23 protein-coding genes and 1 riboswitch are annotated in these 20,852 nt (G+C 67.6%); of the genes, 14 read left to right on the forward strand and 9 right to left on the reverse strand.

Annotated elements, in window-relative coordinates; all coding sequences use genetic code 11:
- Positions 1-10 precede the first annotated feature (10 nt).
- The 3 genes from tolQ to FFI87_RS03780 form a co-directional block, all read right to left on the reverse strand.
- Complete coding sequence (gene tolQ / locus FFI87_RS03770; RefSeq protein WP_006753266.1) at positions 11-688, reverse strand: protein TolQ; 678 nt, start codon at positions 686-688, stop codon at positions 11-13.
- Between the two features lie 144 nt (positions 689-832).
- Positions 833-1,318, reverse strand: coding sequence for a tol-pal system-associated acyl-CoA thioesterase (ybgC, locus tag FFI87_RS03775; protein ID WP_012363173.1), 486 nt, complete (start codon positions 1,316-1,318; stop codon positions 833-835).
- A 109-nt stretch (positions 1,319-1,427) separates the two neighbouring features.
- Complete coding sequence (locus FFI87_RS03780; RefSeq protein WP_138848193.1) at positions 1,428-2,174, reverse strand: SDR family NAD(P)-dependent oxidoreductase; 747 nt, start codon at positions 2,172-2,174, stop codon at positions 1,428-1,430.
- Between the two features lie 180 nt (positions 2,175-2,354).
- A riboswitch (ZMP/ZTP riboswitch) is annotated at positions 2,355-2,455 on the forward strand.
- 137 nt (positions 2,456-2,592) lie between these two features.
- Here FFI87_RS03780 and glyA point away from each other — a divergent pair.
- The 7 genes from glyA to FFI87_RS03820 all read left to right on the forward strand — a co-directional run bounded on the left by glyA (position 2,593) and on the right by FFI87_RS03820 (position 7,383).
- Positions 2,593-3,840 (forward strand): serine hydroxymethyltransferase, encoded by a 1,248-nt coding sequence (glyA, locus tag FFI87_RS03790; protein ID WP_138848192.1) that lies wholly within the window; start codon positions 2,593-2,595, stop codon positions 3,838-3,840.
- 6 nt (positions 3,841-3,846) lie between these two features.
- A complete protein-coding gene (nrdR, locus tag FFI87_RS03795; protein WP_006754597.1) occupies positions 3,847-4,326 on the forward strand; it encodes a transcriptional regulator NrdR in 480 nt (159 codons plus the stop codon).
- Between the two features lie 153 nt (positions 4,327-4,479).
- Positions 4,480-5,040 (forward strand): GspH/FimT family pseudopilin, encoded by a 561-nt coding sequence (locus FFI87_RS03800; protein ID WP_138848508.1) that lies wholly within the window; start codon positions 4,480-4,482, stop codon positions 5,038-5,040.
- Positions 5,037-5,453, forward strand: coding sequence for a hypothetical protein (locus FFI87_RS03805; RefSeq protein ID WP_138848191.1), 417 nt, complete (start codon positions 5,037-5,039; stop codon positions 5,451-5,453). Before FFI87_RS03800 ends, FFI87_RS03805 begins: the two co-directional genes overlap by 4 nt.
- Positions 5,437-6,276 carry a type IV pillus assembly protein gene (locus FFI87_RS03810; RefSeq protein WP_012363178.1) on the forward strand — a complete coding sequence of 280 codons (840 nt, stop codon included), beginning with the start codon at positions 5,437-5,439 and terminating at the stop codon, positions 6,274-6,276. Before FFI87_RS03805 ends, FFI87_RS03810 begins: the two co-directional genes overlap by 17 nt.
- Before the next feature lie 106 nt (positions 6,277-6,382).
- The gene (locus tag FFI87_RS03815; protein ID WP_138848190.1) at positions 6,383-6,931 is read left to right on the forward strand and encodes a pilus assembly protein; all 549 of its coding nucleotides are present in this window, start codon (positions 6,383-6,385) and stop codon (positions 6,929-6,931) included.
- On the forward strand, positions 6,928-7,383 hold the full coding sequence (locus FFI87_RS03820) for a type IV pilin protein (protein WP_012363180.1): 456 nt from the start codon (positions 6,928-6,930) through the stop codon (positions 7,381-7,383). Before FFI87_RS03815 ends, FFI87_RS03820 begins: the two co-directional genes overlap by 4 nt.
- Positions 7,384-7,456: 73 nt before the next feature.
- On the opposite strand, the gene FFI87_RS03825 is transcribed toward FFI87_RS03820, so the two are convergent.
- The 3 genes from FFI87_RS03825 to FFI87_RS03835 all read right to left on the reverse strand — a co-directional run bounded on the left by FFI87_RS03825 (position 7,457) and on the right by FFI87_RS03835 (position 8,759).
- On the reverse strand, positions 7,457-7,900 hold the full coding sequence (locus tag FFI87_RS03825; protein ID WP_138848189.1) for a DUF3318 domain-containing protein: 444 nt from the start codon (positions 7,898-7,900) through the stop codon (positions 7,457-7,459).
- A 43-nt stretch (positions 7,901-7,943) separates the two neighbouring features.
- The gene (locus FFI87_RS03830; RefSeq protein ID WP_012363182.1) at positions 7,944-8,333 is read right to left on the reverse strand and encodes a phage holin family protein; all 390 of its coding nucleotides are present in this window, start codon (positions 8,331-8,333) and stop codon (positions 7,944-7,946) included.
- Positions 8,334-8,456: 123 nt separating this feature from the next.
- Entirely contained in the window at positions 8,457-8,759 is a 303-nt protein-coding gene (locus FFI87_RS03835; RefSeq protein ID WP_006754606.1) for a YqjD family protein, read from the reverse strand.
- Positions 8,760-9,074: 315 nt separating this feature from the next.
- Between FFI87_RS03835 and FFI87_RS03840 the strand changes: the two genes are divergently transcribed.
- A complete protein-coding gene (locus tag FFI87_RS03840; protein WP_012363183.1) occupies positions 9,075-9,713 on the forward strand; it encodes a peroxiredoxin in 639 nt (212 codons plus the stop codon).
- Between the two features lie 136 nt (positions 9,714-9,849).
- Here the strand turns inward: FFI87_RS03840 and FFI87_RS03845 are convergent, their stop codons facing one another.
- Entirely contained in the window at positions 9,850-11,037 is a 1,188-nt protein-coding gene (locus FFI87_RS03845; protein WP_138848188.1) for an acyl-CoA dehydrogenase, read from the reverse strand.
- Between the two features lie 212 nt (positions 11,038-11,249).
- Here FFI87_RS03845 and FFI87_RS03850 point away from each other — a divergent pair, with 212 nt between their 5' ends.
- Positions 11,250-12,041, forward strand: coding sequence for an IclR family transcriptional regulator (locus FFI87_RS03850; RefSeq protein ID WP_011656082.1), 792 nt, complete (start codon positions 11,250-11,252; stop codon positions 12,039-12,041).
- A gap of 211 nt (positions 12,042-12,252) precedes the next feature.
- Here the strand turns inward: FFI87_RS03850 and FFI87_RS03855 are convergent, their stop codons facing one another.
- The gene (locus FFI87_RS03855) at positions 12,253-13,056 is read right to left on the reverse strand and encodes an EAL domain-containing protein (RefSeq protein ID WP_012363186.1); all 804 of its coding nucleotides are present in this window, start codon (positions 13,054-13,056) and stop codon (positions 12,253-12,255) included.
- Positions 13,057-13,429: 373 nt separating this feature from the next.
- On the opposite strand from FFI87_RS03855, the gene FFI87_RS03865 reads away from it, so the two are divergent.
- From FFI87_RS03865 to fahA, 5 genes are read left to right on the forward strand one after another with little or no spacing between them, the layout of a single operon-like run.
- The gene (locus FFI87_RS03865) at positions 13,430-15,106 is read left to right on the forward strand and encodes an FAD-dependent oxidoreductase (RefSeq protein ID WP_138848187.1); all 1,677 of its coding nucleotides are present in this window, start codon (positions 13,430-13,432) and stop codon (positions 15,104-15,106) included.
- Positions 15,107-15,152: 46 nt separating this feature from the next.
- Positions 15,153-15,383 carry a DUF2783 domain-containing protein gene (locus FFI87_RS03870; protein WP_012363189.1) on the forward strand — a complete coding sequence of 77 codons (231 nt, stop codon included), beginning with the start codon at positions 15,153-15,155 and terminating at the stop codon, positions 15,381-15,383.
- Complete coding sequence (locus FFI87_RS03875; RefSeq protein ID WP_138848186.1) at positions 15,380-16,741, forward strand: MFS transporter; 1,362 nt, start codon at positions 15,380-15,382, stop codon at positions 16,739-16,741. The genes FFI87_RS03870 and FFI87_RS03875 overlap by 4 nt, the downstream gene beginning before the upstream one ends.
- A 15-nt stretch (positions 16,742-16,756) precedes the next feature.
- The gene (gene hmgA / locus FFI87_RS03880; RefSeq protein ID WP_138848185.1) at positions 16,757-18,091 is read left to right on the forward strand and encodes a homogentisate 1,2-dioxygenase; all 1,335 of its coding nucleotides are present in this window, start codon (positions 16,757-16,759) and stop codon (positions 18,089-18,091) included.
- Complete coding sequence (gene fahA, locus FFI87_RS03885; RefSeq protein WP_138848184.1) at positions 18,088-19,392, forward strand: fumarylacetoacetase; 1,305 nt, start codon at positions 18,088-18,090, stop codon at positions 19,390-19,392. Before hmgA ends, fahA begins: the two co-directional genes overlap by 4 nt.
- A 138-nt stretch (positions 19,393-19,530) precedes the next feature.
- On the opposite strand, the gene FFI87_RS03890 is transcribed toward fahA, so the two are convergent.
- Positions 19,531-20,691 (reverse strand): MFS transporter, encoded by a 1,161-nt coding sequence (locus FFI87_RS03890; protein WP_012363193.1) that lies wholly within the window; start codon positions 20,689-20,691, stop codon positions 19,531-19,533.
- Positions 20,692-20,852: the final 161 nt, after the last annotated feature.

Genomic DNA, 20,852 nt, shown 5'->3' on the forward strand with positions numbered 1-20,852 from the left:
GGCGTGCTCCTTACTGGGCCTGACGCTGCAGGATGTTCGAGAACTCTTCGATGAAGGTCTCGAAGCGGATCGCGAGGCGGTCGATGTCGTGCGCGTAGCGGTTGTACGCGACCACCGCCGGAATTGCGGCGAACAGGCCGATCGCGGTGGCGACGAGCGCCTCGGCGATGCCCGGCGCGACGTTCGCGAGCGTGGCCTGCTGCACGTTCGCGAGGCCGCGGAACGAGTTCATGATCCCCCACACGGTGCCGAACAGACCGATGTACGGGCTGACCGAGCCGACCGACGCGAGGAACGCGAGGTTCGCTTCGAGCACGTCCATTTCGCGCTGGAACGACGCGCGCATCGCGCGGCGCGCACCGTCGAGCACGAGGCCCGGATCGGTGAGGCGCTTTTCCTTCGCCTTCAGGAATTCACGCATCCCCGATTCGAAGATCCGCTCGAGCGCGCCGATCGTGTGGCGGTTGTTGGCCGCGCTCTGATACAGCGCCTGTAGGTCGCCGCCCGACCAGAAATCCCGTTCGAAGCGTTCGGTCTGCGCGCGTGCGCGGCGAATCGCGAACCACTTGCGGAAAATGAAGGTCCACGACATCAGCGACAGCAGCAACAGCAGCCCCATCACGGCCTGGGCCAGCACGCTCGCGTTGAGGACGAGGGAAATGATCGACAGGTCTTGAGAAGTGTTCATAGAGGTTTGAGTAACGTCCCATCGGGGGTGCCCGGCGAGGGCGCACGGCATGCGTGCGGCGCGGCGCGCCGGTCAGCCCTGGCGCCGAACCTTGCTTAGTATCGATTCAGGAAGGCAAGTTCATAGGCTTTGTCTAAACGGGGCTCATGCGAGCTTCGTTGACAGTACAGTTTGCCCGGCGTCGGTGACGGGCCCGCGTTGCAGCGCGTCGAGCACGACCGGCGGGATCGCCGCGGGCCGGATGCCGGTTCGGTCAACGCAGCCGAGGCGAATGTGTCCGGTGACGAGCAGCGTGTCGCCACGCCAGGCTTCCTGCGTGAATTCCACCGAGGCGCGGCCGATGCGGCCGGGCCGGCTCGTGACCGTCAGCGCGTCGTCGAGTCGCGCCGGCGCGCGGTAGTCGAGCGACGTACTGCGGACGATGAAGATCGCGCCCGTGTCGTCGGCGAGCTGACGCTGGTCGATGCCGCACGCGCGCAGCCATTCGGTGCGGGCGCGTTCGAAGAATTTCAGGTAGTTGGCATAGAAGACGATGCCGCCTGCGTCGGTATCCTCGTAGTACACGCGTACCGGCCAGGTAAAGCCGGAGGGCGCGTCCGGGGAGCGGGTAGGCTGAGTCATGGCGCGCATTCTACCGGAAGGGCCGGGCCGGATTCGTAACCGATTCGTAACGGAATGTAGTACGTCGCAGCACGCCGCGGGCCGGCTCGAGCCGTGCCCGCGGCGGCGCCCGGACAGGTCAGCCGCGATGGATCGCGAGGCCGGCCGGCGCCTGGGCGACCGGCATCATCTCGATCGTATTGATGTTGACGTGCGCGGGGCGCGTCGCGATCCAGTAGATCGTGTCGGCGATGTCCTCGGCCGTGAGCGGCTGGACGTTCTGGTAGACGTTGGCCGCCTTCTCGTCGTCCCCACGGAAGCGGATGTTCGAGAATTCCGTGCCGCCGCACAGGCCCGGCTCGATATCCGTGACGCGCAACGGCGTGCCGATCAGATCGGCGCGCAGGTTCAGACTGAATTGTCTGACGAAAGCCTTGGTCGCGCCGTATACGTTGCCGCCCGGGTACGGATAGGTACCTGCCACCGAACCGAGATTGAAGATGTGGCCGCGGCCTCGCGCGATCATTCCGGGCAGCAACGCGTGCGTGACGGTCACGAGGCCCGAGCAGTTCGTGTCGATCATGGTTTGCCACTCGTCGAGGCTCGCCTTGTGCGCCGGCTCGACGCCAAGCGCGAGACCGGCGTTGTTGACGAGCACGTCGAGCGCGGCGAATTCGGCGGGAAGTGCGGCCGGCACGGCTTCGACGGCTGCGCGGTCGCGCACGTCGAGCTCGAACGGCAGCAGCGCGTCGCCGAGTTCGGCCGCGAGCGCATCGAGACGATCCTTGCGGCGCGCGGTTGCGACGACGCGGTGGCCGCCCTTGACGAAGGCTCGGGCGATGGCGGCGCCGAAGCCGGCGGACGCGCCTGTGACGAACACGATCATTGCTGCTCCTGGTCGGTAACAAAGTAGCGGATAGTATCGCGCAAGCGTACTGAGATTGCCGCACCGCGGCAAGGCGTCAACGCATGGCGGCACGGGTGCGCGGAGTCCGGCCCTTATTATTTCGGGGCCGCTGGCGTGCGGTTGCCTATTCATGACGCATCCAATACACTAACGCGCTCATCACCCCTGCGTGACTGGCGATAGAACCCTTCGGGTTCAAGGTGGAGCATCCCACCGTGAAGCGCGGGGCGCCGTTTTTGCCGTTCGCCTGGGCAGCCGTTGTGCGCCGTTGCGTGCATCGCCGGTGGCTGTCCTGCCTCGCGTCATACGGATTCTTCCGCCACGTCGAGCTGGTTCCACCAGCAGCGCAATGTACTCGGCCGCACCGGTCAACCTGTACACACTTAACGGAAACCGTATGTTTGACAGAGCCCAAAGCACCATCGCGAACGTCGATCCCGAACTCTTTGCTGCGATCGAGCAGGAAAACCGCCGCCAGGAAGAGCACATCGAGCTGATCGCGTCGGAAAACTACACGAGCCCGGCCGTGATGGCCGCCCAGGGCTCGCAGCTCACGAACAAGTACGCGGAAGGTTATCCGGGCAAGCGCTACTACGGCGGCTGTGAATACGTCGACGTGGTCGAGCAGCTGGCGATCGACCGTGTGAAGCAGCTGTTCGGCGCGGAAGCCGCAAACGTGCAGCCGAACTCGGGTTCGCAGGCGAACCAGGGCGTGTTCTTCGCGATGCTCAAGCCGGGCGACACGATCATGGGCATGAGCCTGGCGCACGGCGGTCACCTGACGCACGGCTCGCCGGTGAACATGTCGGGCAAGTGGTTCAACGTGGTGAGCTACGGTCTGAACGAGCAGGAAGACATCGACTACGACGCGGCCGAGCAGCTCGCGCAGGAACACAAGCCGAAGCTGATCGTCGCGGGCGCGTCGGCGTTCGCGCTGAAGATCGACTTCGAGCGTCTGGCGAAGATCGCGAAGTCGGTGGGTGCGTACCTGATGGTCGACATGGCGCACTACGCGGGCCTGATCGCGGCGGGCGTGTATCCGAACCCGGTGCCGCATGCCGACTTCGTGACGACGACGACGCACAAGAGCCTGCGCGGCCCGCGCGGCGGCGTGATCCTGATGAAGGCCGAATACGAGAAGCCGATCAACTCGGCGATCTTCCCGGGCATCCAGGGTGGGCCGCTGATGCACGTGATCGCGGCGAAGGCCGTGGCGTTCAAGGAAGCGCTGTCGCCGGAATTCAAGGCGTACCAGGAAAAGGTGGTCGAGAACGCGCGCGTGCTGGCTGAAACGCTGGTCAAGCGCGGGCTGCGAATCGTGTCGGGCCGCACCGAAAGCCACGTGATGCTGGTGGACCTGCGCGCGAAGAACATCACCGGCAAGGCAGCGGAAGCGGCGCTGGGTGCTGCACACATCACGGTGAACAAGAACGCGATCCCGAACGATCCGGAAAAGCCGTTCGTGACGAGCGGCATCCGTCTGGGTTCGCCGGCGATGACGACGCGCGGCTTCGGCCCGGCGGAAGCCGAACTGGTCGGCAACCTGATCGCCGACGTGCTCGATAACCCGGAAGATGCGGCGACGATCGAGCGTGTGCGCGCGCAAGTGGCCGAGCTGACCAAGCGTTTCCCGGTCTATCGCTGATCCCGCATGCGCTGCCCGTTCTGCCGGCATGAAGACACGCAGGTCGTCGACTCGCGCGTGTCCGAAGATGGCGCCGCGATTCGCCGGCGCCGTCGCTGCTCGGCTTGCGACAAGCGCTTCACGACGTACGAGCGGGTCGAGCTGAACCTGCCGGCTGTCGTGAAGAAGGACGGCAGCCGCACGGAATTCGACCGTCGCAAGATCGTCGCCAGCATGCAACTCGCGCTGCGCAAGCGGCCGGTTGCGGCTGACGCGATCGACGCGGCGGTCGCCCGCATCGAATATCAACTGCTCGCTACCGGCGAGCGGGAAGTGCGCAGCGAGAAGCTCGGCGAACTCGTGATGAACGAGTTGCGCGGTCTCGATACGATCGCCTATGTCCGTTTCGCATCGGTTTACCGCCGGTTCGAGGACGTTTCCGAATTTGCCGACGTGATCGAAGAGTTCCGTCGCGCGTCCCCCTCCAAGCCTTCGCGTAAGCGCTGACGCGCTGCGTCCGTTCATCGTCTTCTCCGTGGGTTCGATTCGCGCCGATTGTGTCGGTCGCGATCGCATGTCGCCAGTCGGCCGTTCGGCCAATGGCGCGCGTTCGCTCGCGTCGCTACAGTCGTCGCATCACGTTGACGGAGGGCGATGGCGATGGAACTGCACCGGCAGGTCGTCGAAAAAGGCATGCGTAGCTGCGGCGGCTTCACGCTCGTCGAGCTGATGGTCGCGATCGCGCTGGCCGCGTCGATCGGACTTTTGGCAGCACCCGCATTCAATCAATGGCACATGCGCGAACGCGTGGACGCCCGCTCGCGCGCGCTGCTCGGTGCGCTGTCATTCGCACGCACCGAGGCGGCGCGTCTCGGCGTGCGCGTCACGCTGTGCCGAGCCGGGCGCGATGGCGATTGCATGCGTTCCGGCGAGCGCTGCGACCCCGCGGAATGGTCGTGCGGCTGGATCGTCAGCGGGCAGTTCGACGGACAGTCGCGCGTGCTGCGGCGTTATCCGCGCGATGCCGACATTGCCGTCGCGGGCATCGCGCACGATCTGGCGTTCGCGCCGCCGGCGGGCCAGGTGATCGGCGGGATCAGGCGCTTCGAATTGCGGCCGCAGCGCATACTGTCCGGCGACGACGCACGCGTGTCGCGTTGCATCCGGATCGCGGCGGGCGGCCGGGCGCGCGTCGCCGCCGGGCGTTGCGACGCGGCATGAAGCACGTGCGCCGATCGATGCGCGGCACGTCGCTGCTCGAGGCGGTGCTGGCCGTCGCGCTGCTCGCGGTCGTGATGCTGGCCGTGGCCGGCAGCCAGCTTGCGATGACGCGCGCGCAGCGGGCGACGATCTGGCGTGAGCGCGCGCAGTGGCTCGCCGATGCACGCATCGAGCGCCGGTACGCAGCGGCAGGCGCCGACGACGGCATCGCGGCGCTCGTGGTCGCATTGTTGCCGGGCGGCGCGATGACGCTCGACCATGGGCCGGGCGGTGCCCGGTACGTGATCGTCGGCTGGCGCGGTGCGGGCGCTACGGTGTCGACGCGATGCGAAGGCGCGGCGGCGACGGTGACGCCACCCTCGTGCGTACGGATTCCGTTTCGGGAGGTCGACGTCGATGCCGTTGAACGCTGATCGCCGCAGCCGCGCGCATACGCTGCTCGAAGTGCTGATCGCGATGATCGTCGGTCTGCTCGTGCTTGCCGCGGCCGGTGCGCTGTATCACGCGCAGCGCGTTGCGCAGCGGCGGGCGGAAGACGGATTCCGGATGCGCGATGCGGCCGCGACCGCATTGATGCTGATCGGCCAGCAGATCCAGATGGCCGGGTTTCGGCCGCTCGATGTCGAAGGCGCGTCGTCGTTGCCGCCGGTGTTCGGCTGTTCCTCGGGCCGCGTGCGAGGCGATGGCGCGCAGGTGCGCTGCGAACCCGTGCGCGCGGCGTCGGATGCGGTGCTGGTCCGGTATGTCGGCGATCCCGTATCGACGTGGCCGACCAGCAGCGCACAGGTGTCGGATTGTCTCGGGCAGGGTGTCGGCGCCCCGGGTGAGCGGCCACTGGTGGAAAACCGTTTCGACGCGCGTGTCAGCCCGTCGACGGGCGAACCCGAACTGTACTGCGAGGGAAGCGGGCGTCCGGGCACGCCGCAACCCGTCGTATCCGGGATCGACCAGCTGCGCGTGCGTTACCTGCGTCGCGACGGCGCGCAGTTCGTCGACGCGCAGGCAATGGACGCCCACGACTGGCGCGATGTCGTCGCCGTGCATGTGTGCGTGCGTGCGCGTGGCGAACCGATGCCCGAGGCCGCGCGTCATGTCGATTGCGACGGCCGCGCGGCCGTTGCGTCGGATGGTCGCGCGCATCTGGTGCTGCATCGAATCGTCGCGGTGCGAAATTCCGCGGTCGCATTCGCCGATCCTGCCCGGGACGCGGCGCGAGGCCACGAGGCGTTGCGATGATTCGTGCAAACGGGTTCATCGGCGACCTTGCGATGCGAATAGCGGCCGGAGGTGCGAGAAGGCGCGTCATGGCGCCCTGCGGCATGCAATTCGCGGCGGAGGCTTCATGTTGAGCGGCGACGCGACGCGCGCCCGCGTTCCGCCCGCGACTCGAAGCTGGCGTCGCGACGCGGGCCTTGCGCTGCCTGCCGTGATCGCGGTCGGCGCGGCGGTCGCCGCGCTGACCGGCACGTGGTTCGAATCCGCACTGACGGAATCGCGCCGCACGCGGGCGTTGTCCGACCGGCTGATCGCATTCCACGCGGCCGATGCGGCATTGGCGGCGTGCACCGCGCGATTGCTGCGCGGCGGAGCGCCGTACCTGGACGAACCCGCATCGTCCGCCGAGCCGGATGCATGGCGACGCACGCCCGCGCTGGATGCCGCCGAAGCGTTCGCCCCGTTCGCGTCCTGGCCGATGGCCGCGCAGCCGCCGCGTTGCCTGATCGAAGCCTGGCGCGGCGTCGGTCCGCAGCGTAGTCGTGCCTACCTCGTCACCGCGCGCGGGGTCGGCGGCCATGCGTCGAGCGTGGTCTGGCTGCAGAGCCAGGTCGCGCTGCGCGACGGACGCATCGTTGCGCAGCGCTGGCGTCGCGTCGCGGCGGTGCATCGATGAAAGGGCCTGCGCTGATGCGTCGAGTGGCGGCGTTCACGTTGCTCGAACTGATGATCGTGCTCGCGATCGTCGCCGTGCTGGCCGGGTGGGGTATCCCGTCGTATCGCGAGCATGTCGCGCGCATGCATCGCGCATCCGCGGTGGCCGCGCTGTACCGTGCGGCTCAATATCTCGAAATGCTCGATGGCCCACCGCCGCAGAGCTTGCCGGACGCCTATGCGCAGGCGCCGCCGGACGGGGCGGCGATCTATCGCGTCGCGCTGCGGCGATCGGTCGGCGACGATGCAGCGGTCGTCTATGAACTCGTTGCGAGTCCGCTCGATGCGGGGCCGATGCGCGACGACGCATGCGGCGCATTCACGCTGCGTTCGGACGGGACGAAAGGCAATGCGGGATCGATTGACGGCGGCGAGGCCGATGCGCAGGCGCGCGCATGCTGGGGCGTGCGGTGATCACGCGGCAACGGATGGACAACCCACGGAAAACGCGCAACGGCGCAGGGCCGTGCGCGCTTGTCGCTCCGTATCAGTCGTCGTTGATGGCCGTTCCGCGCTCGTCGCGCGCCTGCTTCCAGATACGGTAGACCTCCCACGCGGCGAAGCCGACGGTGCCCCACTTCAGCGCGGGGCCCGCGCTCGCGCGCAGAAGCGAGCGGATGGGTTTGGCCAGCACGAGCGATGCGAGCGAGCTCAGCATCGGATACTGGTTCACGAGGTGACCGAGGCTCGCGTTCAGGTTCTTGGCGGACTGGCCGAACGTACCGCCCGACAGGCCGGGAATGAACATCTTGAGCCAGCTGAAGCGCGTGACGGCGTGGCGCACGTCGGCGGCGGCTTCGGCAAGCTCGAGCCGCTCGACCTCGGAGCGCAGGATCAGCAATTCCTTGCGCAGCGCGCGATGCTGCGACGCGCTCCAGTGCGATCGCGACGAATGGGGGCGGGGGGAATGGCCCGTGACGTTCTGGCTCATGGCGCGTCGGCGAAGTAGGTGAGAGGGGCGAACACGACTGCGTTCACGACTTGCCGCGGAAAATTTCGCGGTCTTTCTCGAGCTCGGCGAGCGTGGACTCGAACACGGTCGGCGCTTCGCGCAGGCCCGAACGCGCCTTCAGCCCACACGCGAGGGCGGCGATCGTGTACAGCGCGGTAATGCCCGCGAGCGACTGCAAGCGATAGGTGTCCCAGAACGCGATCGCGACGAGCACGGTCAGGCTGATCAGCGCCATCGTCGCGAGCATCATGGCCGCGAGCCCGAGGAACAGCACGCCCATCAGGCGTTCCTTCTCCTCGGCGAGCTCGATGCCGACCAGTTCGAGGCGCGTTTGCAGCAGGCCGATCGCTGAGCCGACGAGGCGGCGCAGCGGTCCCTGGCCGGACGGCTGCGGGTGAGTGTCTGTCGTCATGGATAAGGCGCTTGCGCGCGCAGTAAGCGGCTAGGTCAAAGCCGGCCGGTGGCGAACCACCGGCAGCTTCGGCACCCATGCGCCGCACCGTGCGGCACATGGGTTGGAACGGCGCTGAGCGCGTTACTTGCGGTTGATCAGCAGACCGATCAGCACGCCCACGCCGGCGGCGACGCCGATCGACGTCCACGGATGCTCATGCACGTAATCGTCGGTCGCGCGGGCCGCCTTCTTGCCCTTCTCGACCACCACGACCTGAACGTCGGTTGCCTTTTCCTTGGCCTGCTTCAGACGCGACATGGCTTTCTCGCGCAGTTCGGCCGCACGGTCGCCCGTGCTGCTCGCAGCTTGCTTGAGCAGATCCTCGGCGTCCGCGAGAACGGTTTTGATATCCGACATCAGTTTCTCCTTGTTGATTTCCGACATTGCAACTCCCTTCATGCTGTCATGCTGCAGGTTCACATCGTAACGAAACCCCTGCCTGCTGGCGAGCCGGGAACACACGGCGGCGGTGCGATACCGCATGTTAAACGACTCGCAATCTTCAACAGAGCCGCAAACCGTGCAAAAAGTTCTATCGCCGCCGTCAGGCCTGCTTCGACGCAGGGTAAAAATGACAAAAAAGTATGAATATCAAACGGAATAATCGTTCGCACGGCCCATTGCTTCCCGTAAGCTGATGGACTGTCCCGCGCCGTCCAGCGCGCGGTTTCAACCAGCATCGTTCGAGGAGGCAACATCATGAGTCTGCGTCTTGGTGACATCGCACCGGATTTCGAGCAGGAAACGAGCCTGGGCCCGATCAAGTTTCATGAGTGGCTGGGCAACAGCTGGGGCGTCCTGTTCTCGCACCCGGCCGACTACACGCCGGTGTGCACGACTGAGCTCGGCTTGACCTCGAAGCTGAAGGGCGAATTCGAGAAACGCAACGTGAAGGTGATCGCGCTGTCGGTCGACGACGTCGAATCGCACAAAGGCTGGATCAACGACATCAACGAGACGCAGTCGACGGTCGTCGGTTTCCCGATCATCGCCGACTCGGACCGCAAGGTCTCGCAACTGTACGACATGATCCATCCGAACGCGAACGAAACGCTGACGGTGCGCTCGCTGTTCGTGATCGACCCGAACAAGAAGGTGCGGCTCATCATCACCTATCCGGCCAGCACCGGGCGCAACTTCGACGAAGTGCTGCGCGTGATCGACTCGCTGCAACTGACCGATAATTACAAAGTCGCGACGCCCGGCAACTGGAAGGACGGCGACGACGTCGTGATCGTGCCGTCGCTGCAGGATCCGGAAGAACTGAAGAAACGCTTCCCGAAGGGGTTCAACGCAGTGCGTCCGTACCTGCGCCTTACGCCGCAGCCGAACAAGTAAGCATCGGCTGACGCATCGGCCGCGCGTGACGAACGCGCACACCGATGAAAACGGCCCGCCCGGCAGCGATGCCGGGCGGGCCGTGTCGTTTCAGCGCCTGCGGCGCGCGAGCGCCGCGCGAGTTACGCCCGTTTGATCAGAAGAATGCCTGGATGCCCGTCTGCGCGCGGCCAAGGATCAGCGCGTGGATGTCGTGCGTGCCTTCGTACGTGTTGACCACTTCGAGGTTCACGAGGTGGCGCGCGACGCCGAATTCGTCCGAGATGCCGTTGCCGCCGAGCATGTCGCGCGCGAGCCGCGCGATGTCGAGCGACTTGCCGCACGAGTTGCGCTTCATGATCGACGTGATCTCGACGGCCGCCGTGCCTTCGTCCTTCATCCGGCCGAGACGCAGCACGCCCTGCAGGCCGAGCGTGATTTCGGTCTGCATGTCGGCGAGCTTCTTCTGGATTAGCTGGTTCGCGGCGAGCGGCCGGCCGAACTGCTGGCGGTCGAGCACGTACTGGCGCGCGGTGTGCCAGCAGGATTCGGCCGCGCCGAGCGCGCCCCAGGCGATCCCGTAGCGTGCCGAGTTCAGGCACGTGAACGGCCCGCGCAGGCCGCTCACGTTCGGCAGCAGGTTCTCTTCGGGCACGAACACTTCGTCGAGCACGATCTCGCCGGTGATCGACGCACGCAGCCCGACCTTGCCGTGGATCGCCGGCGCCGACAGGCCCTTCCAGCCCTTCTCGAGGATGAAGCCTCGGATCGCGTCCTTGCCGTTTTCTTCCAGCTTCGCCCACACGACGAACACGTCGGCGATCGGGGAGTTGGTGATCCACATCTTCGCGCCGGACAGCGAATAGCCGCCCGGTACCTTCTTCGCGCGCGTGACCATGCCGCCCGGGTCGGAGCCGTGGTTCGGCTCGGTCAGCCCGAAGCAGCCGATCCATTCGCCGGTCGCGAGCTTCGGCAGGTATTTCTGCTTCTGCGCGTCCGAGCCGAATTCGAAGATCGGCACCATCACGAGCGACGACTGCACGGACATCATCGAGCGATAGCCGGAGTCGACGCGCTCGACTTCGCGCGCGATCAGGCCGTAGCTGACGTAATTGAGACCCGGGCCGCCGTATTCTTCCGGAATCGTCGGGCCGAGCAGGCCGATTTCACCCATTTCGCGGAAGATCTCGGCGTCGGTGCGTTCATGCCGGAACGCCTCGGTGACGCGCGGCGCAAGCTTGTCCTGCGCGTACGCGTGCGCGGCATCGCGCACCATCCGCTCTTCTTCGGTCAGTTGCTGGTCGAGCAGCAGCGGATCGTCCCAATGAAAAGTTGCAGCGCTCATCGTGTCATCTCCTGTCGGGGCGCGTCGCCGCTTGCTCTGCCTCGTGCTTCGCGGGCGGTCAGAGTCGGCGGATTCAGCGCTTTGCCTGATTCCATGCTTTGCGGTCATCCCGGGTTGGCGCTTCGCCGCCTCGCCCGATGTCTAAAGTTCGCTTGACTAGAGTTCCGCTGTGCGGAACAATGTTTTGCAAAACGGACCCAGTGTAGCATCAGATGACACTTTCAACCATCGACGAAACCACGATCGACGAGCGCAAGTTCGTCGTTGCGCTCGCGCGCGGGCTCGACCTGCTGCGCGCGTTCCGGCCCGGCGAGACGATGCTCGGCAATCGCGACTTCGCGGAGCGCACCGGGCTGCCGAAGGCGACGGTGAACCGGCTCGCGTACACGCTGACCGTGCTCGGCTACCTGCGCTACGACGAAACGCTCGGAAAGTATGCGCTCGACGCTGGCGTGCTGTCGCTCGGCTACGCGCTGCTGTCCGGCTCGGGGACGATCGATCTCGCGCGGCCGCACATGCAGGCGCTCGCGCGCGAAATCGGCGCGGCCGTGTCGCTCGGCTGCCGCGACGGGCTCGACATGATCTACCTGGAGACGATCCGCAGCGAAACCGCGCTGACGCTCGGGCTCGCGCCCGGCTCGCGGCTGTCGATGCTGACGAGCTCGATGGGCCGCGCGTACCTCGCCGTGCAGCCGGAGGACGTGCGCCGCGCGCTTTATGCGGAGCTGCACCGGGCGGCCGGCGGCGCGGCCGACGCGGATGCGCTCGTCGCGGCCGCGCAGCTTGCGGTGGCCGAGTTTTCCGAGGGCGGATGCTGCTATTCGTTTCGCGCGTGGCACATGGACGTGAACGCGGCGGCCGTGCCGTTTCGCGAGCCGCGCGAGGGGCGCTGGCTGATCCTGAGTTGCAGCGGGCCCGCATCGTCGATGGACGAGCACGTGTTCCGCACGCAGGTCGGGCCGAAGCTGAAGGCGCTCGCGCAGCGGCTCGGGCAGACGGTCTAGACGGGCGCCGCGGAGCCTGCGCGTCGCGGGGTTCTGCGCAACTCGGCATCGATGCGCCGGCATCGCATCCCGCGAGCAAGCGCGTTCAACCTTTCCGTCTGAACGGACGCGCAAGCGGCCGGCAGCGAGCGACGATGCACGCTGCCCCCCGATTCCCGAGCAGTACGGCATCGAGATCCGCCATCCGGCGCGGGCCTGTCGCCCGCCCGCTTCAGGCCGTGACGACCTTAGCGAACACCGGCCCCTGCATGAACCGCACGTCGTGCTGGCGCAGCAGCTCGCACTGCGTCTCGTCGACGACGCCGTCGAAAATCAACGGAATGCGCACGCGCTGCGCATACGCGACCAGCGCCTTCACCATCCCGTCGCGCAGCGCGATGCCCGCATCCATCTTGATGTAGTCGGGCCGCGCCATGTCCGATTCGACCGCGAGGATCCGGCCCGGGTCGGGCAGCTTGTCCGCGACCTTGAAGCCGTGATGCTGGTAGCTGCGCGTCAGGTAGCCGAGGAAGGTCTTGTGCGCGACCGCGACCGCCGGCAGCTCGATCACGATCCGCTCGGTCGGCAGCCCGAAGCGCTGCAGCACCGACGAGAAATGCTTGCCGTGGTCGTACTTCACGCTCTTGAGCAACCGCTCGTGCACGCGCAGGAACAACAGCCCGTGGCGTTGCGCGCCGAAGAAATTGATCGCGTGCAGCGCGCGCGACAGCCGGTCGATCGCGACGAGCGCCTGGTCGTCGACGGCCGAATCGACCGGATCGTGCGGGGCGCCCGTGACGAGCGTGACGGCCTGGAAGCCGAGTTCGTCGCCGTAGCGCTCGATCGCATCCGTGAACGACGTCGACTGCGGTGCGCCAGGCATCGTCACGTCGTAGATGGGTTCGTAGGCGCTCGCGAGCGTGCGCTCCGGCAGATTCGCGCACGCGGTGCCGCCCTCGGCGAGCGCAAGGTGTTCCCGCAGATACGGTAGTTGCCCGGCACGGACGACCAGCTCGGGAATGTTGGGCGGAATCATCGGCGTAGGAAGGAAAAATGGCGGCCGAACGGGCCGCCTCATGTCTTGATATTAGCAGTGCGCGCCCGGCTCGGCTTGGCGTTTCGCTCATATCGTTATCCCGTCCCCGGGTCGATGGCTAGGGTTTACGTTGATTTCACTATTCGTAATTGGTTTTACTATTCGTAAATCCAAGGATTTGTCGCCGATCAAGAAAAGCGGCGTTCGGGCGCCGGCAACGGCGCCGTTTCCCGAATCGAATCAACAGGAAGCAAGGAGCGAGACGTGGCGGTTGACAGCAAGTGGGCGCAGCAGCGCGGGCAGCGACAGGCAAAGGACATGGGCGCAACGACGCGGCACGCGCGGGCGTACGCGCGGCAGGGTTGAGGAGCGGATGGCGACCATGGGCATCGATTACCAGACGCTGAAGTTCGAATACCGGCCGCGCGCGGCGCGAGCCGCCGGCGATGACGCGGTCATCCACCCGGTGATCGTCGTCGGCGCGGGCCCGGTGGGCCTGTCGGTCGCGATCGACCTGGCGCAGCAGGGCGTGCCGGTGGTGTTGCTCGACGACGACGACACGCTGTCGACGGGCTCGCGCGCGATCTGCTTCGCGAAGCGCACGCTCGAGATCTTCGACCGGCTCGGCTGCGGCGAGCGCTTCGTCGAGAAGGGCGTGAGCTGGCACGTCGGCAAGGTGTTCCTGCAGGACGAGCAGCTGTACGCGTTCGACCTCCTACCCGAGGAAGGGCATGCGCGCCCCGCGTTCATCAACCTGCAGCAGTACTACGTCGAAGGCTATCTGGCCGAGCGCGCGTTCGAACTGCCGAACCTGGAGATTCGCTGGAAGCACAAGGTGACGGGCGTCGCGCAGTCGGCGGAGCACGCGGCGCTGACCGTCGAGACGCCGGAAGGCATCGAGACGCTGCACGCGCGGTACGTGATCGCGGCCGACGGCTCGCGCAGCCCGATGCGCGCGGCGATGGGCCTCGAGAGCCGCGGCCGCACGTTCAAGGACCGCTTCCTGATCGCCGACGTGAAGATGAAGGCGGAATTCCCGACCGAGCGCTGGTTCTGGTTCGACCCGCCGTTTCATCGCAACCAGTCGGTGCTGCTGCACCGCCAGCCGGACAACGTGTGGCGCATCGACTTCCAGCTCGGCTGGGACGCCGATCCGGTCGCCGAGAAGCAGCCGGAGCGCGTGATTCCGCGCGTGCGTGCGCTGCTCGGGGCCGACGTCGAGTTCGAGCTCGAATGGGTGAGCGTCTATACGTTCCGCTGCCAGCGGATGGATACGTTCCGGCACGGCCGCGTGCTGTTCGCGGGCGATTCCGCGCACGGCGTGTCGCCGTTCGGCGCGCGCGGCGCGAACAGCGGCGTGCAGGACGCGGACAACCTCGCGTGGAAGCTGAAGCTCGTGCTCGACGGCCGCGCGGACGATCGCCTGCTCGACACCTATGCGAGCGAGCGCGAGTTCGCGGCCGACGAGAACATCCGCAATTCGACGCGCTCGACCGACTTCATCACGCCGAAGAGCGCGGTGTCGCGCGTGTTCCGCGACGCGACGCTGAAGCTCGCACGCGACTGCGAATTCGCGCGCAAGCTCGTCAACAGCGGCCGCCTGTCGGTGCCGGCCGTGCTGGCCGATTCGCCGCTGAACACGCCGGACCGCAACGGCGACGCGTTCGCGTGCGCGCTGCGCCCGGGTGCCGCTGCGGCCGATGCGCCGGTGCGCGCGCAGGGGGCGTCGGGCTGGCTGCTGCAGCACCTGGGCGACGGCTTCGCGGGCGTGCTGTTCGGCCTGCCGGCCGACGCAGCCGCGCTCGTGCAGGCGCTCGACGGCCTCGCCCTGCCGGTGCGGCCGGTGCTCATCGTGCCGGCCGGGCATGCGCAACCAGTGGCCGGCGTGGACGTCGTGGAGGACGTCGACGGCTTCGCCGCGCAACGCTACGACGCGCAGCCCGGCACGTTCTACCTGCTGCGTCCCGACCAGCACGTCTGCGCGCGGATGCGCACGCTGGAGCGCCAGGCGATCGCCGACGCCCTGGCGCGCGCGACTTGCGCCCGCTGAACCTCGTATCGACACGACAACGACACCGACACCGGAGACACCCGTCATGCCCCGACTCGACACCCGCCCGCGCCTGGCCGATCCGGACGCGTTCTACGAAGCGCTGATCGACATGCACCGCGACCTGTCGGACGCCGACAGCCAGCTCGTCAACGCGAAGCTGATCCTGCTGCTCGCGAACCATATCGGCGACGCCGACGTGCTGCGCGAAGCGATGGCGCTCGCGCGCCAGGGCGTGACGCCCGCCGTGCATCCGACCGCCGAGGTCGCGCGATGAGCGCGGCGCCGGCCGACGTGCGCGTGCTCGAAGTCGAGCGCGTGATCGACGAGACCCATCGCCCGGGCTTTCACTGGATGCTGCTCGCGCTGTGCGGGCTGTGCCTCGTGATCGACGGCTTCGATGCGCAGGCGATGGGGTATGTCGCGCCCAGCGTGATCGCCGAATGGGGCGTGCCGAAGCAGGCGCTCGGTCCGGTGTTCAGCGCGAGCCTGTTCGGGATGCTGCTCGGCGCGCTCGGGCTGTCGGTGCTCTCCGACCGGATCGGGCGGCGCCCGGTGCTGATCGGCTCGACGCTGTTCTTCGCGGTGACGATGCTCGCGACGCCGTTCGCGGGCTCGATCCCGGTGCTGATGGCGCTGCGCTTCGTCACGGGCCTCGGCCTCGGCTGCATCATGCCGAACGCGATGGCGCTGGTCGGCGAGTTCAGCCCGGCCGCGCATCGCGTGAAGCGGATGATGATCGTGTCGTGCGGCTTCACGCTCGGCGCCGCGATCGGCGGCTTCATCAGCGCCGCGCTGATTCCGGCGCTCGGCTGGCGCTCGGTGTTCTTCGTCGGCGGCGCGGTGCCGCTGGTGCTGACGATCGCGATGCTCACGCGGCTGCCCGAGTCGCTGCAGTTCCTGGTGCTGAAAGGGCGCGACGCGCAGGCACGCGACTGGCTCGCGCGCTTCGCGCCGCAGGCCGGCATCGACGCGCACACGCGTCTGGTCGTGCGCGAGCGCGCGGCGAGCGGCGCGCCGGTCGCCGAGCTGTTCCGTCATGGCCGCCTGCCGGTCACGCTGCTGCTGTGGGCCATAAGCTTCATGAACCTGATCGACCTGTACTTCCTGTCGAACTGGCTGCCGACCGTCATGCGCGACGCGGGCTATTCGCCGGGCACGGCGGTGATCGTCGGCACGGTGCTGCAGACGGGCGGCGTGATCGGCACGCTGTCGCTCGGCTGGTTCATCGAACGCCACGGCTTCGTGCGCGTGCTGTTCGCGTGCTTCGCGTGCGCGGCCGTGTCGGTCGGCCTGATCGGCTCGGTCGCGCATGCGTTGCCGTGGCTGCTGATCGTCGTGTTCGCGGGCGGCTTCTGCGTGGTCGGCGGGCAGCCGGCCGTCAACGCGCTCGCGGGCCAGTATTACCCGACGTCGCTGCGCTCGACCGGCATCGGCTGGAGCCTCGGCATCGGCCGGATCGGCTCGGTGCTCGGGCCGCTCGTCGGCGGACAACTGATTGCGCTCAACTGGACGCACGGCGCGCTGTTCCACGCGGCCGCGGTGCCCGTGCTGTGCTCGGCGCTGTTCGTGCTGGGACTGGCCGGCGTAACGCGGCGCGGCGGTGCGCAGGCGCCGAACGCCGCCATGAATTGATGGAGAAAGGAAACGATGACGCTTGACCTGTCGACACCGGCAACCGCCGGCTACCTGAGCGGATTCGCGAACGAATTCGCGACCGAGGCGCTGCCCGGCGCGCTGCCGCACGGCCGCAATTCGCCGCAGCGCGCGCCTTACGGCTTGTATGCGGAGCAGCTGTCGGGCACCGCGTTTACCGCGCCGCGCGGCCACAACCGACGCTCGTGGCTGTACCGGATCCGGCCGGCGGCCGTGCACCGGCCGTTCGAGCCGTTCACGGGCCCGCAGCGGCTCGTGTCGGAATTCGGCGATTCGGCCGACGTGCCGCCGACGCCCCCGAACCAGCTGCGCTGGGATCCGCTGCCGATGCCGGTCGAGCCGACCGATTTCGTCGAAGGGCTCGTGACGATGGCCGGCAACGGCTCGGCGGCCGCGATGAACGGCTGCGCGATCCACCTGTATGTGGCGAACCGTTCGATGCAGGACCGTTTCTTCTACAGCGCCGACGGCGAACTGCTGATCGTGCCGCAGCAGGGGCGGCTCTTCATCGCGACCGAATTCGGCCGGCTCGACGTCGAGCCGTTCGAGATCGCGGTGATCCCGCGCGGCGTGCGTTTTTCCGTCGCGCTGCCGGATGGCGACGCGCGCGGCTACATCTGCGAGAACTTCGGCGCGCTGCTGCGCCTGCCGGATCTCGGCCCGATCGGCTCGAACGGGCTCGCGAACCCGCGCGATTTCCTGACGCCGCAGGCCGCATACGAGGATCGCGAAGGCGCGTTCGAGCTGGTCGCGAAGCTGAACGGGCGCCTCTGGCGCGCGGACATCGGCCATTCGCCGTTCGACGTCGTCGCGTGGCACGGCAACTACGCGCCGTACAAATACGACCTGCGCCTGTTCAACACGATCGGCTCGATCAGCTTCGACCACCCGGATCCGTCGATCTTCCTCGTGCTGCAATCGCAGAGCGACACGCCGGGCGTCGACGCGATCGACTTCGTGATCTTCCCGCCGCGCTGGCTCGCGGCCGAGGATACGTTCCGCCCGCCGTGGTTCCATCGCAATGTCGCGAGCGAGTTCATGGGGCTCGTGCACGGCGCGTACGACGCGAAGGCCGAGGGCTTCGTGCCGGGCGGCGCGAGCCTGCACAACTGCATGTCGGGTCACGGGCCCGACGCGGACACGTTCGAGAAGGCGTCGGCGAGCGACACGACGAAGCCGCACAAGGTCGACGCGACGATGGCGTTCATGTTCGAAACCCGCACGCTGATCCGTCCGACGCGCTACGCGCTCGACACCGCGCAGCTGCAGGCCGACTACTTCGAATGCTGGCAAGGCATCAGGAAACATTTCAATCCGGAGCAACAATGAGCGAACCCCAAGACTGGCGCGCGACACTCGATCCGGCTCGCAAGAGCTGGGTCGAGACGGCGAACGATCCCGCCTGCGATTTTCCGATCCAGAACCTGCCGTTCGGGATCTTCAGCGATGCGAAGCAGGCGGCGCGCCGCACGGGCGTCGCGCTCGGCGACCAGATCGTCGACCTCGCCGCACTCGCGCGTGCGGGCCTCGTGACGCTGCCGGCCGGCGCCGACGTGTTCGCGGCATCGACGCTCAACCCGTTCATCGCGCTCGGCCGCGATGCATGGCGCAGCGTACGCGTGCAGCTGTCGCAACTGTTCTCGCGCGACGACGCGCGGCTGCGCGATGACGCCGCGCTGCGCGCGCAGGTGCTCGTCGCGCAGCGCGACGCGACGCTGCATCTGCCGGTCGACATTCCCGGCTACACCGATTTCTATTCGTCGAAGGAGCATGCGACCAATGTCGGCTCGATGTTCCGTGATCCGAAGAATGCGCTGATGCCGAACTGGTCGGAGATGCCGATCGGTTACAACGGCCGGGCGTCGTCGGTGGTCGTGAGCGGCACGCCGGTGCGGCGCCCGAGCGGGCAACTGAAGCTGCCCGACGCGGAGCGTCCTGTGTTCGGCGCGTGCCGCAAGCTCGACCTGGAACTCGAGACGGGCTTCATCGTCGGCCGCGGCAACGCGCTCGGCGAACCGATCGCGTGCGAGGACGCCGAAGCGCACATCTTCGGGATGGTGCTGCTCAACGACTGGAGCGCGCGCGACATCCAGCAGTGGGAATACGTGCCGCTCGGCCCGTTCAATTCGAAAGGCTTCGCGACGACGATCTCGCCGTGGATCGTCACGCTCGACGCGCTCGAACCGTTCCGCGTCGCGCAGCCCGAGCAGTCGCCGCAGCCGCTCGCGTATCTGCGCCACGCGGGCAAGCATGCGTTCGACATCGCGCTCGAAGTGACGCTGCGCGCGCAAGGGGCGGCCGAAGCGACGTCGATCTGCCGCACCAACTTCAAGTACATGTACTGGACGATGGCGCAGCAGCTCGCGCATCACACGGTCGCGGGCTGCAACACGCGCGTCGGCGACCTGATGGGTTCGGGGACGATCAGCGGGCCGACGAAGGATTCGTTCGGCAGCCTGCTCGAACTGACGTGGAACGGCAAGGAGCCGCTCGCGCTGAACGGCGGCGGCAGCCGCACGTTCATTGAGGACGGCGACGAGCTCACGCTCGCGGGCTGGTGCCAGGGCGACGGTTATCGCGTCGGGTTCGGCGTGTGTGCGGGCAAGATTCTGCCCGCGCGGAGCGCGTGACACGTTCCGTGTGATCGGCAAGGACAGGGCGGCCCGCATCGCGCGGGCCGTTTTCGTTGGGGCGGCGGCGGGCGGTGCGGATGCGCTCGCACGTACCGGTGTGGACGCTGCGCGACAGCGACAGCATCCGTATCGGCGTCAGACCGCGCGAGGTAATGCCGCGCGTCGCTCCCACAGCGCGGCCGCGACGAACGCGGCGACGCACGCAACGAGCACGCCGACCAGCGCGTTGCTGCCCAGTTGCTCCATCAATGCGCCCGCAACCAACGGGCCGCCGAAGCTCGCGGCGCTCCACGACGCCGACACGAGCGAGCTCGCGGTGACGAGCGCCGCGCCGCGGAAGCGTTCGCCGCACGCGACGAGCGACAGCGTGTAGATGCTGCCGGCTGCCGCGCCGAGCACGAACAGCAGCGGCCAGCACAGCCACGGATTCGCGATCACGAACGGCAGCAGCGGCAGGCCCGCGAGCACGATCCAGCCGGCGCCGAGGTGCACGCGTTCGCGGCCGAGCTTGTCCGCGAGCCAGCCGATCGGGAATTGCATCGCGGTGTCGCCGAACAGCATGATCGACGCGAGCAGCACGGCGGTCGCGCTCGCGACGCCGTGATCCATCGCGTAGAGCGGCAGCAGCGACAGCGCGAGCGTATCGAACAGCGCGAAGAAGCCGGTGCCGATGATCAGTGCGGGCATGCGCGGCAGCACGGCGAGCCAGCTGTCGTGCGCTGCGTGATGCGCATCGTCGCCGGCGAGCGGCGCGCGCCGGATCGTCGCGAGCGTCGGCAGCGCGAGCAGGAACAGCGCGCCGCACAGCGCGAAGCGGATGCTGGTCGCGCCGGCGATCTGGCTGACGAGCACGGGGCCCGCCATCTGGAACAGCGTGAAGTTGGTCGCGTAGATCGCGACCACGCGGCCGCGCGTCGAATCATCGGCGAGCTGGTTGACCCACGCTTCGCCGATCGTGAACAGCAGCATCAGCGCCGCGCCGCACAGCACGCGCAGCACGCCCCACAGGATCAGGTTCGACGTGAACTGCATCAGCACGGTGGCCGCGGCGAGCAGCACGACCGACACGACGATGGCGCGGCGCGCGCCGATGCGCCGCGCGAGCGCGGTGACGAACGGGACGATCGCGAGGCCGCCGAGCGCCTGCGCGGCGGTCAGCATGCCGACGACGTTGGTGCCGTGTCCGGCTTCGGTGAGCGCGAGTGCGGTGAGCGGCAGCGTGGCGCCGGTGCCGAGACCGACCACCGCGACGCTCAGGATCAGCGCGAGGAAATCACGATTGAGAATGGCTTTCATCGGGCGCGATGCTACACCGCGGCCCTTGAAAGGTCCATGAAGGCCATCAGGATCGGGTGGGGTTGCGTGCGCAACGAACGGCGCGGCGCGAGGCCGGGCTGCCGCGCGTCATGCGTGTTCGGCCGGATTCGGCCGGATTCGGCGGCGGGTTCGATCGCAGC

The organism is Burkholderia sp. KBS0801 (assembly GCF_005937855.2).
Taxonomy (GTDB): domain Bacteria; phylum Pseudomonadota; class Gammaproteobacteria; order Burkholderiales; family Burkholderiaceae; genus Burkholderia; species Burkholderia ambifaria.

Excerpts from the sequence above, each read along its gene's own strand:
- tolQ (WP_006753266.1), bottom strand. The coding sequence starts at position 688 with ATGAACACTTCTCAAGACCTGTCGATCATTTCCCTCGTCCTCAACGCG.
- ybgC (WP_012363173.1), bottom strand. The coding sequence starts at position 1,318 with ATGCGCGCCATGACTCAGCCTACCCGCTCCCCGGACGCGCCCTCCGGC.
- FFI87_RS03780 (WP_138848193.1), bottom strand. The coding sequence starts at position 2,174 with ATGATCGTGTTCGTCACAGGCGCGTCCGCCGGCTTCGGCGCCGCCATC.
- glyA (WP_138848192.1), top strand. The coding sequence starts at position 2,593 with ATGTTTGACAGAGCCCAAAGCACCATCGCGAACGTCGATCCCGAACTC.
- nrdR (WP_006754597.1), top strand. The coding sequence starts at position 3,847 with ATGCGCTGCCCGTTCTGCCGGCATGAAGACACGCAGGTCGTCGACTCG.
- FFI87_RS03800 (WP_138848508.1), top strand. The coding sequence starts at position 4,480 with ATGGAACTGCACCGGCAGGTCGTCGAAAAAGGCATGCGTAGCTGCGGC.
- FFI87_RS03805 (WP_138848191.1), top strand. The coding sequence starts at position 5,037 with ATGAAGCACGTGCGCCGATCGATGCGCGGCACGTCGCTGCTCGAGGCG.
- FFI87_RS03810 (WP_012363178.1), top strand. The coding sequence starts at position 5,437 with ATGCCGTTGAACGCTGATCGCCGCAGCCGCGCGCATACGCTGCTCGAA.
- FFI87_RS03815 (WP_138848190.1), top strand. The coding sequence starts at position 6,383 with ATGTTGAGCGGCGACGCGACGCGCGCCCGCGTTCCGCCCGCGACTCGA.
- FFI87_RS03820 (WP_012363180.1), top strand. The coding sequence starts at position 6,928 with ATGAAAGGGCCTGCGCTGATGCGTCGAGTGGCGGCGTTCACGTTGCTC.
- FFI87_RS03825 (WP_138848189.1), bottom strand. The coding sequence starts at position 7,900 with ATGAGCCAGAACGTCACGGGCCATTCCCCCCGCCCCCATTCGTCGCGA.
- FFI87_RS03830 (WP_012363182.1), bottom strand. The coding sequence starts at position 8,333 with ATGACGACAGACACTCACCCGCAGCCGTCCGGCCAGGGACCGCTGCGC.
- FFI87_RS03835 (WP_006754606.1), bottom strand. The coding sequence starts at position 8,759 with ATGTCGGAAATCAACAAGGAGAAACTGATGTCGGATATCAAAACCGTT.
- FFI87_RS03840 (WP_012363183.1), top strand. The coding sequence starts at position 9,075 with ATGAGTCTGCGTCTTGGTGACATCGCACCGGATTTCGAGCAGGAAACG.
- FFI87_RS03845 (WP_138848188.1), bottom strand. The coding sequence starts at position 11,037 with ATGAGCGCTGCAACTTTTCATTGGGACGATCCGCTGCTGCTCGACCAG.
- FFI87_RS03850 (WP_011656082.1), top strand. The coding sequence starts at position 11,250 with ATGACACTTTCAACCATCGACGAAACCACGATCGACGAGCGCAAGTTC.
- FFI87_RS03855 (WP_012363186.1), bottom strand. The coding sequence starts at position 13,056 with ATGATTCCGCCCAACATTCCCGAGCTGGTCGTCCGTGCCGGGCAACTA.
- FFI87_RS03865 (WP_138848187.1), top strand. The coding sequence starts at position 13,430 with ATGGCGACCATGGGCATCGATTACCAGACGCTGAAGTTCGAATACCGG.
- FFI87_RS03870 (WP_012363189.1), top strand. The coding sequence starts at position 15,153 with ATGCCCCGACTCGACACCCGCCCGCGCCTGGCCGATCCGGACGCGTTC.
- FFI87_RS03875 (WP_138848186.1), top strand. The coding sequence starts at position 15,380 with ATGAGCGCGGCGCCGGCCGACGTGCGCGTGCTCGAAGTCGAGCGCGTG.
- hmgA (WP_138848185.1), top strand. The coding sequence starts at position 16,757 with ATGACGCTTGACCTGTCGACACCGGCAACCGCCGGCTACCTGAGCGGA.
- fahA (WP_138848184.1), top strand. The coding sequence starts at position 18,088 with ATGAGCGAACCCCAAGACTGGCGCGCGACACTCGATCCGGCTCGCAAG.
- FFI87_RS03890 (WP_012363193.1), bottom strand. The coding sequence starts at position 20,691 with ATGAAAGCCATTCTCAATCGTGATTTCCTCGCGCTGATCCTGAGCGTC.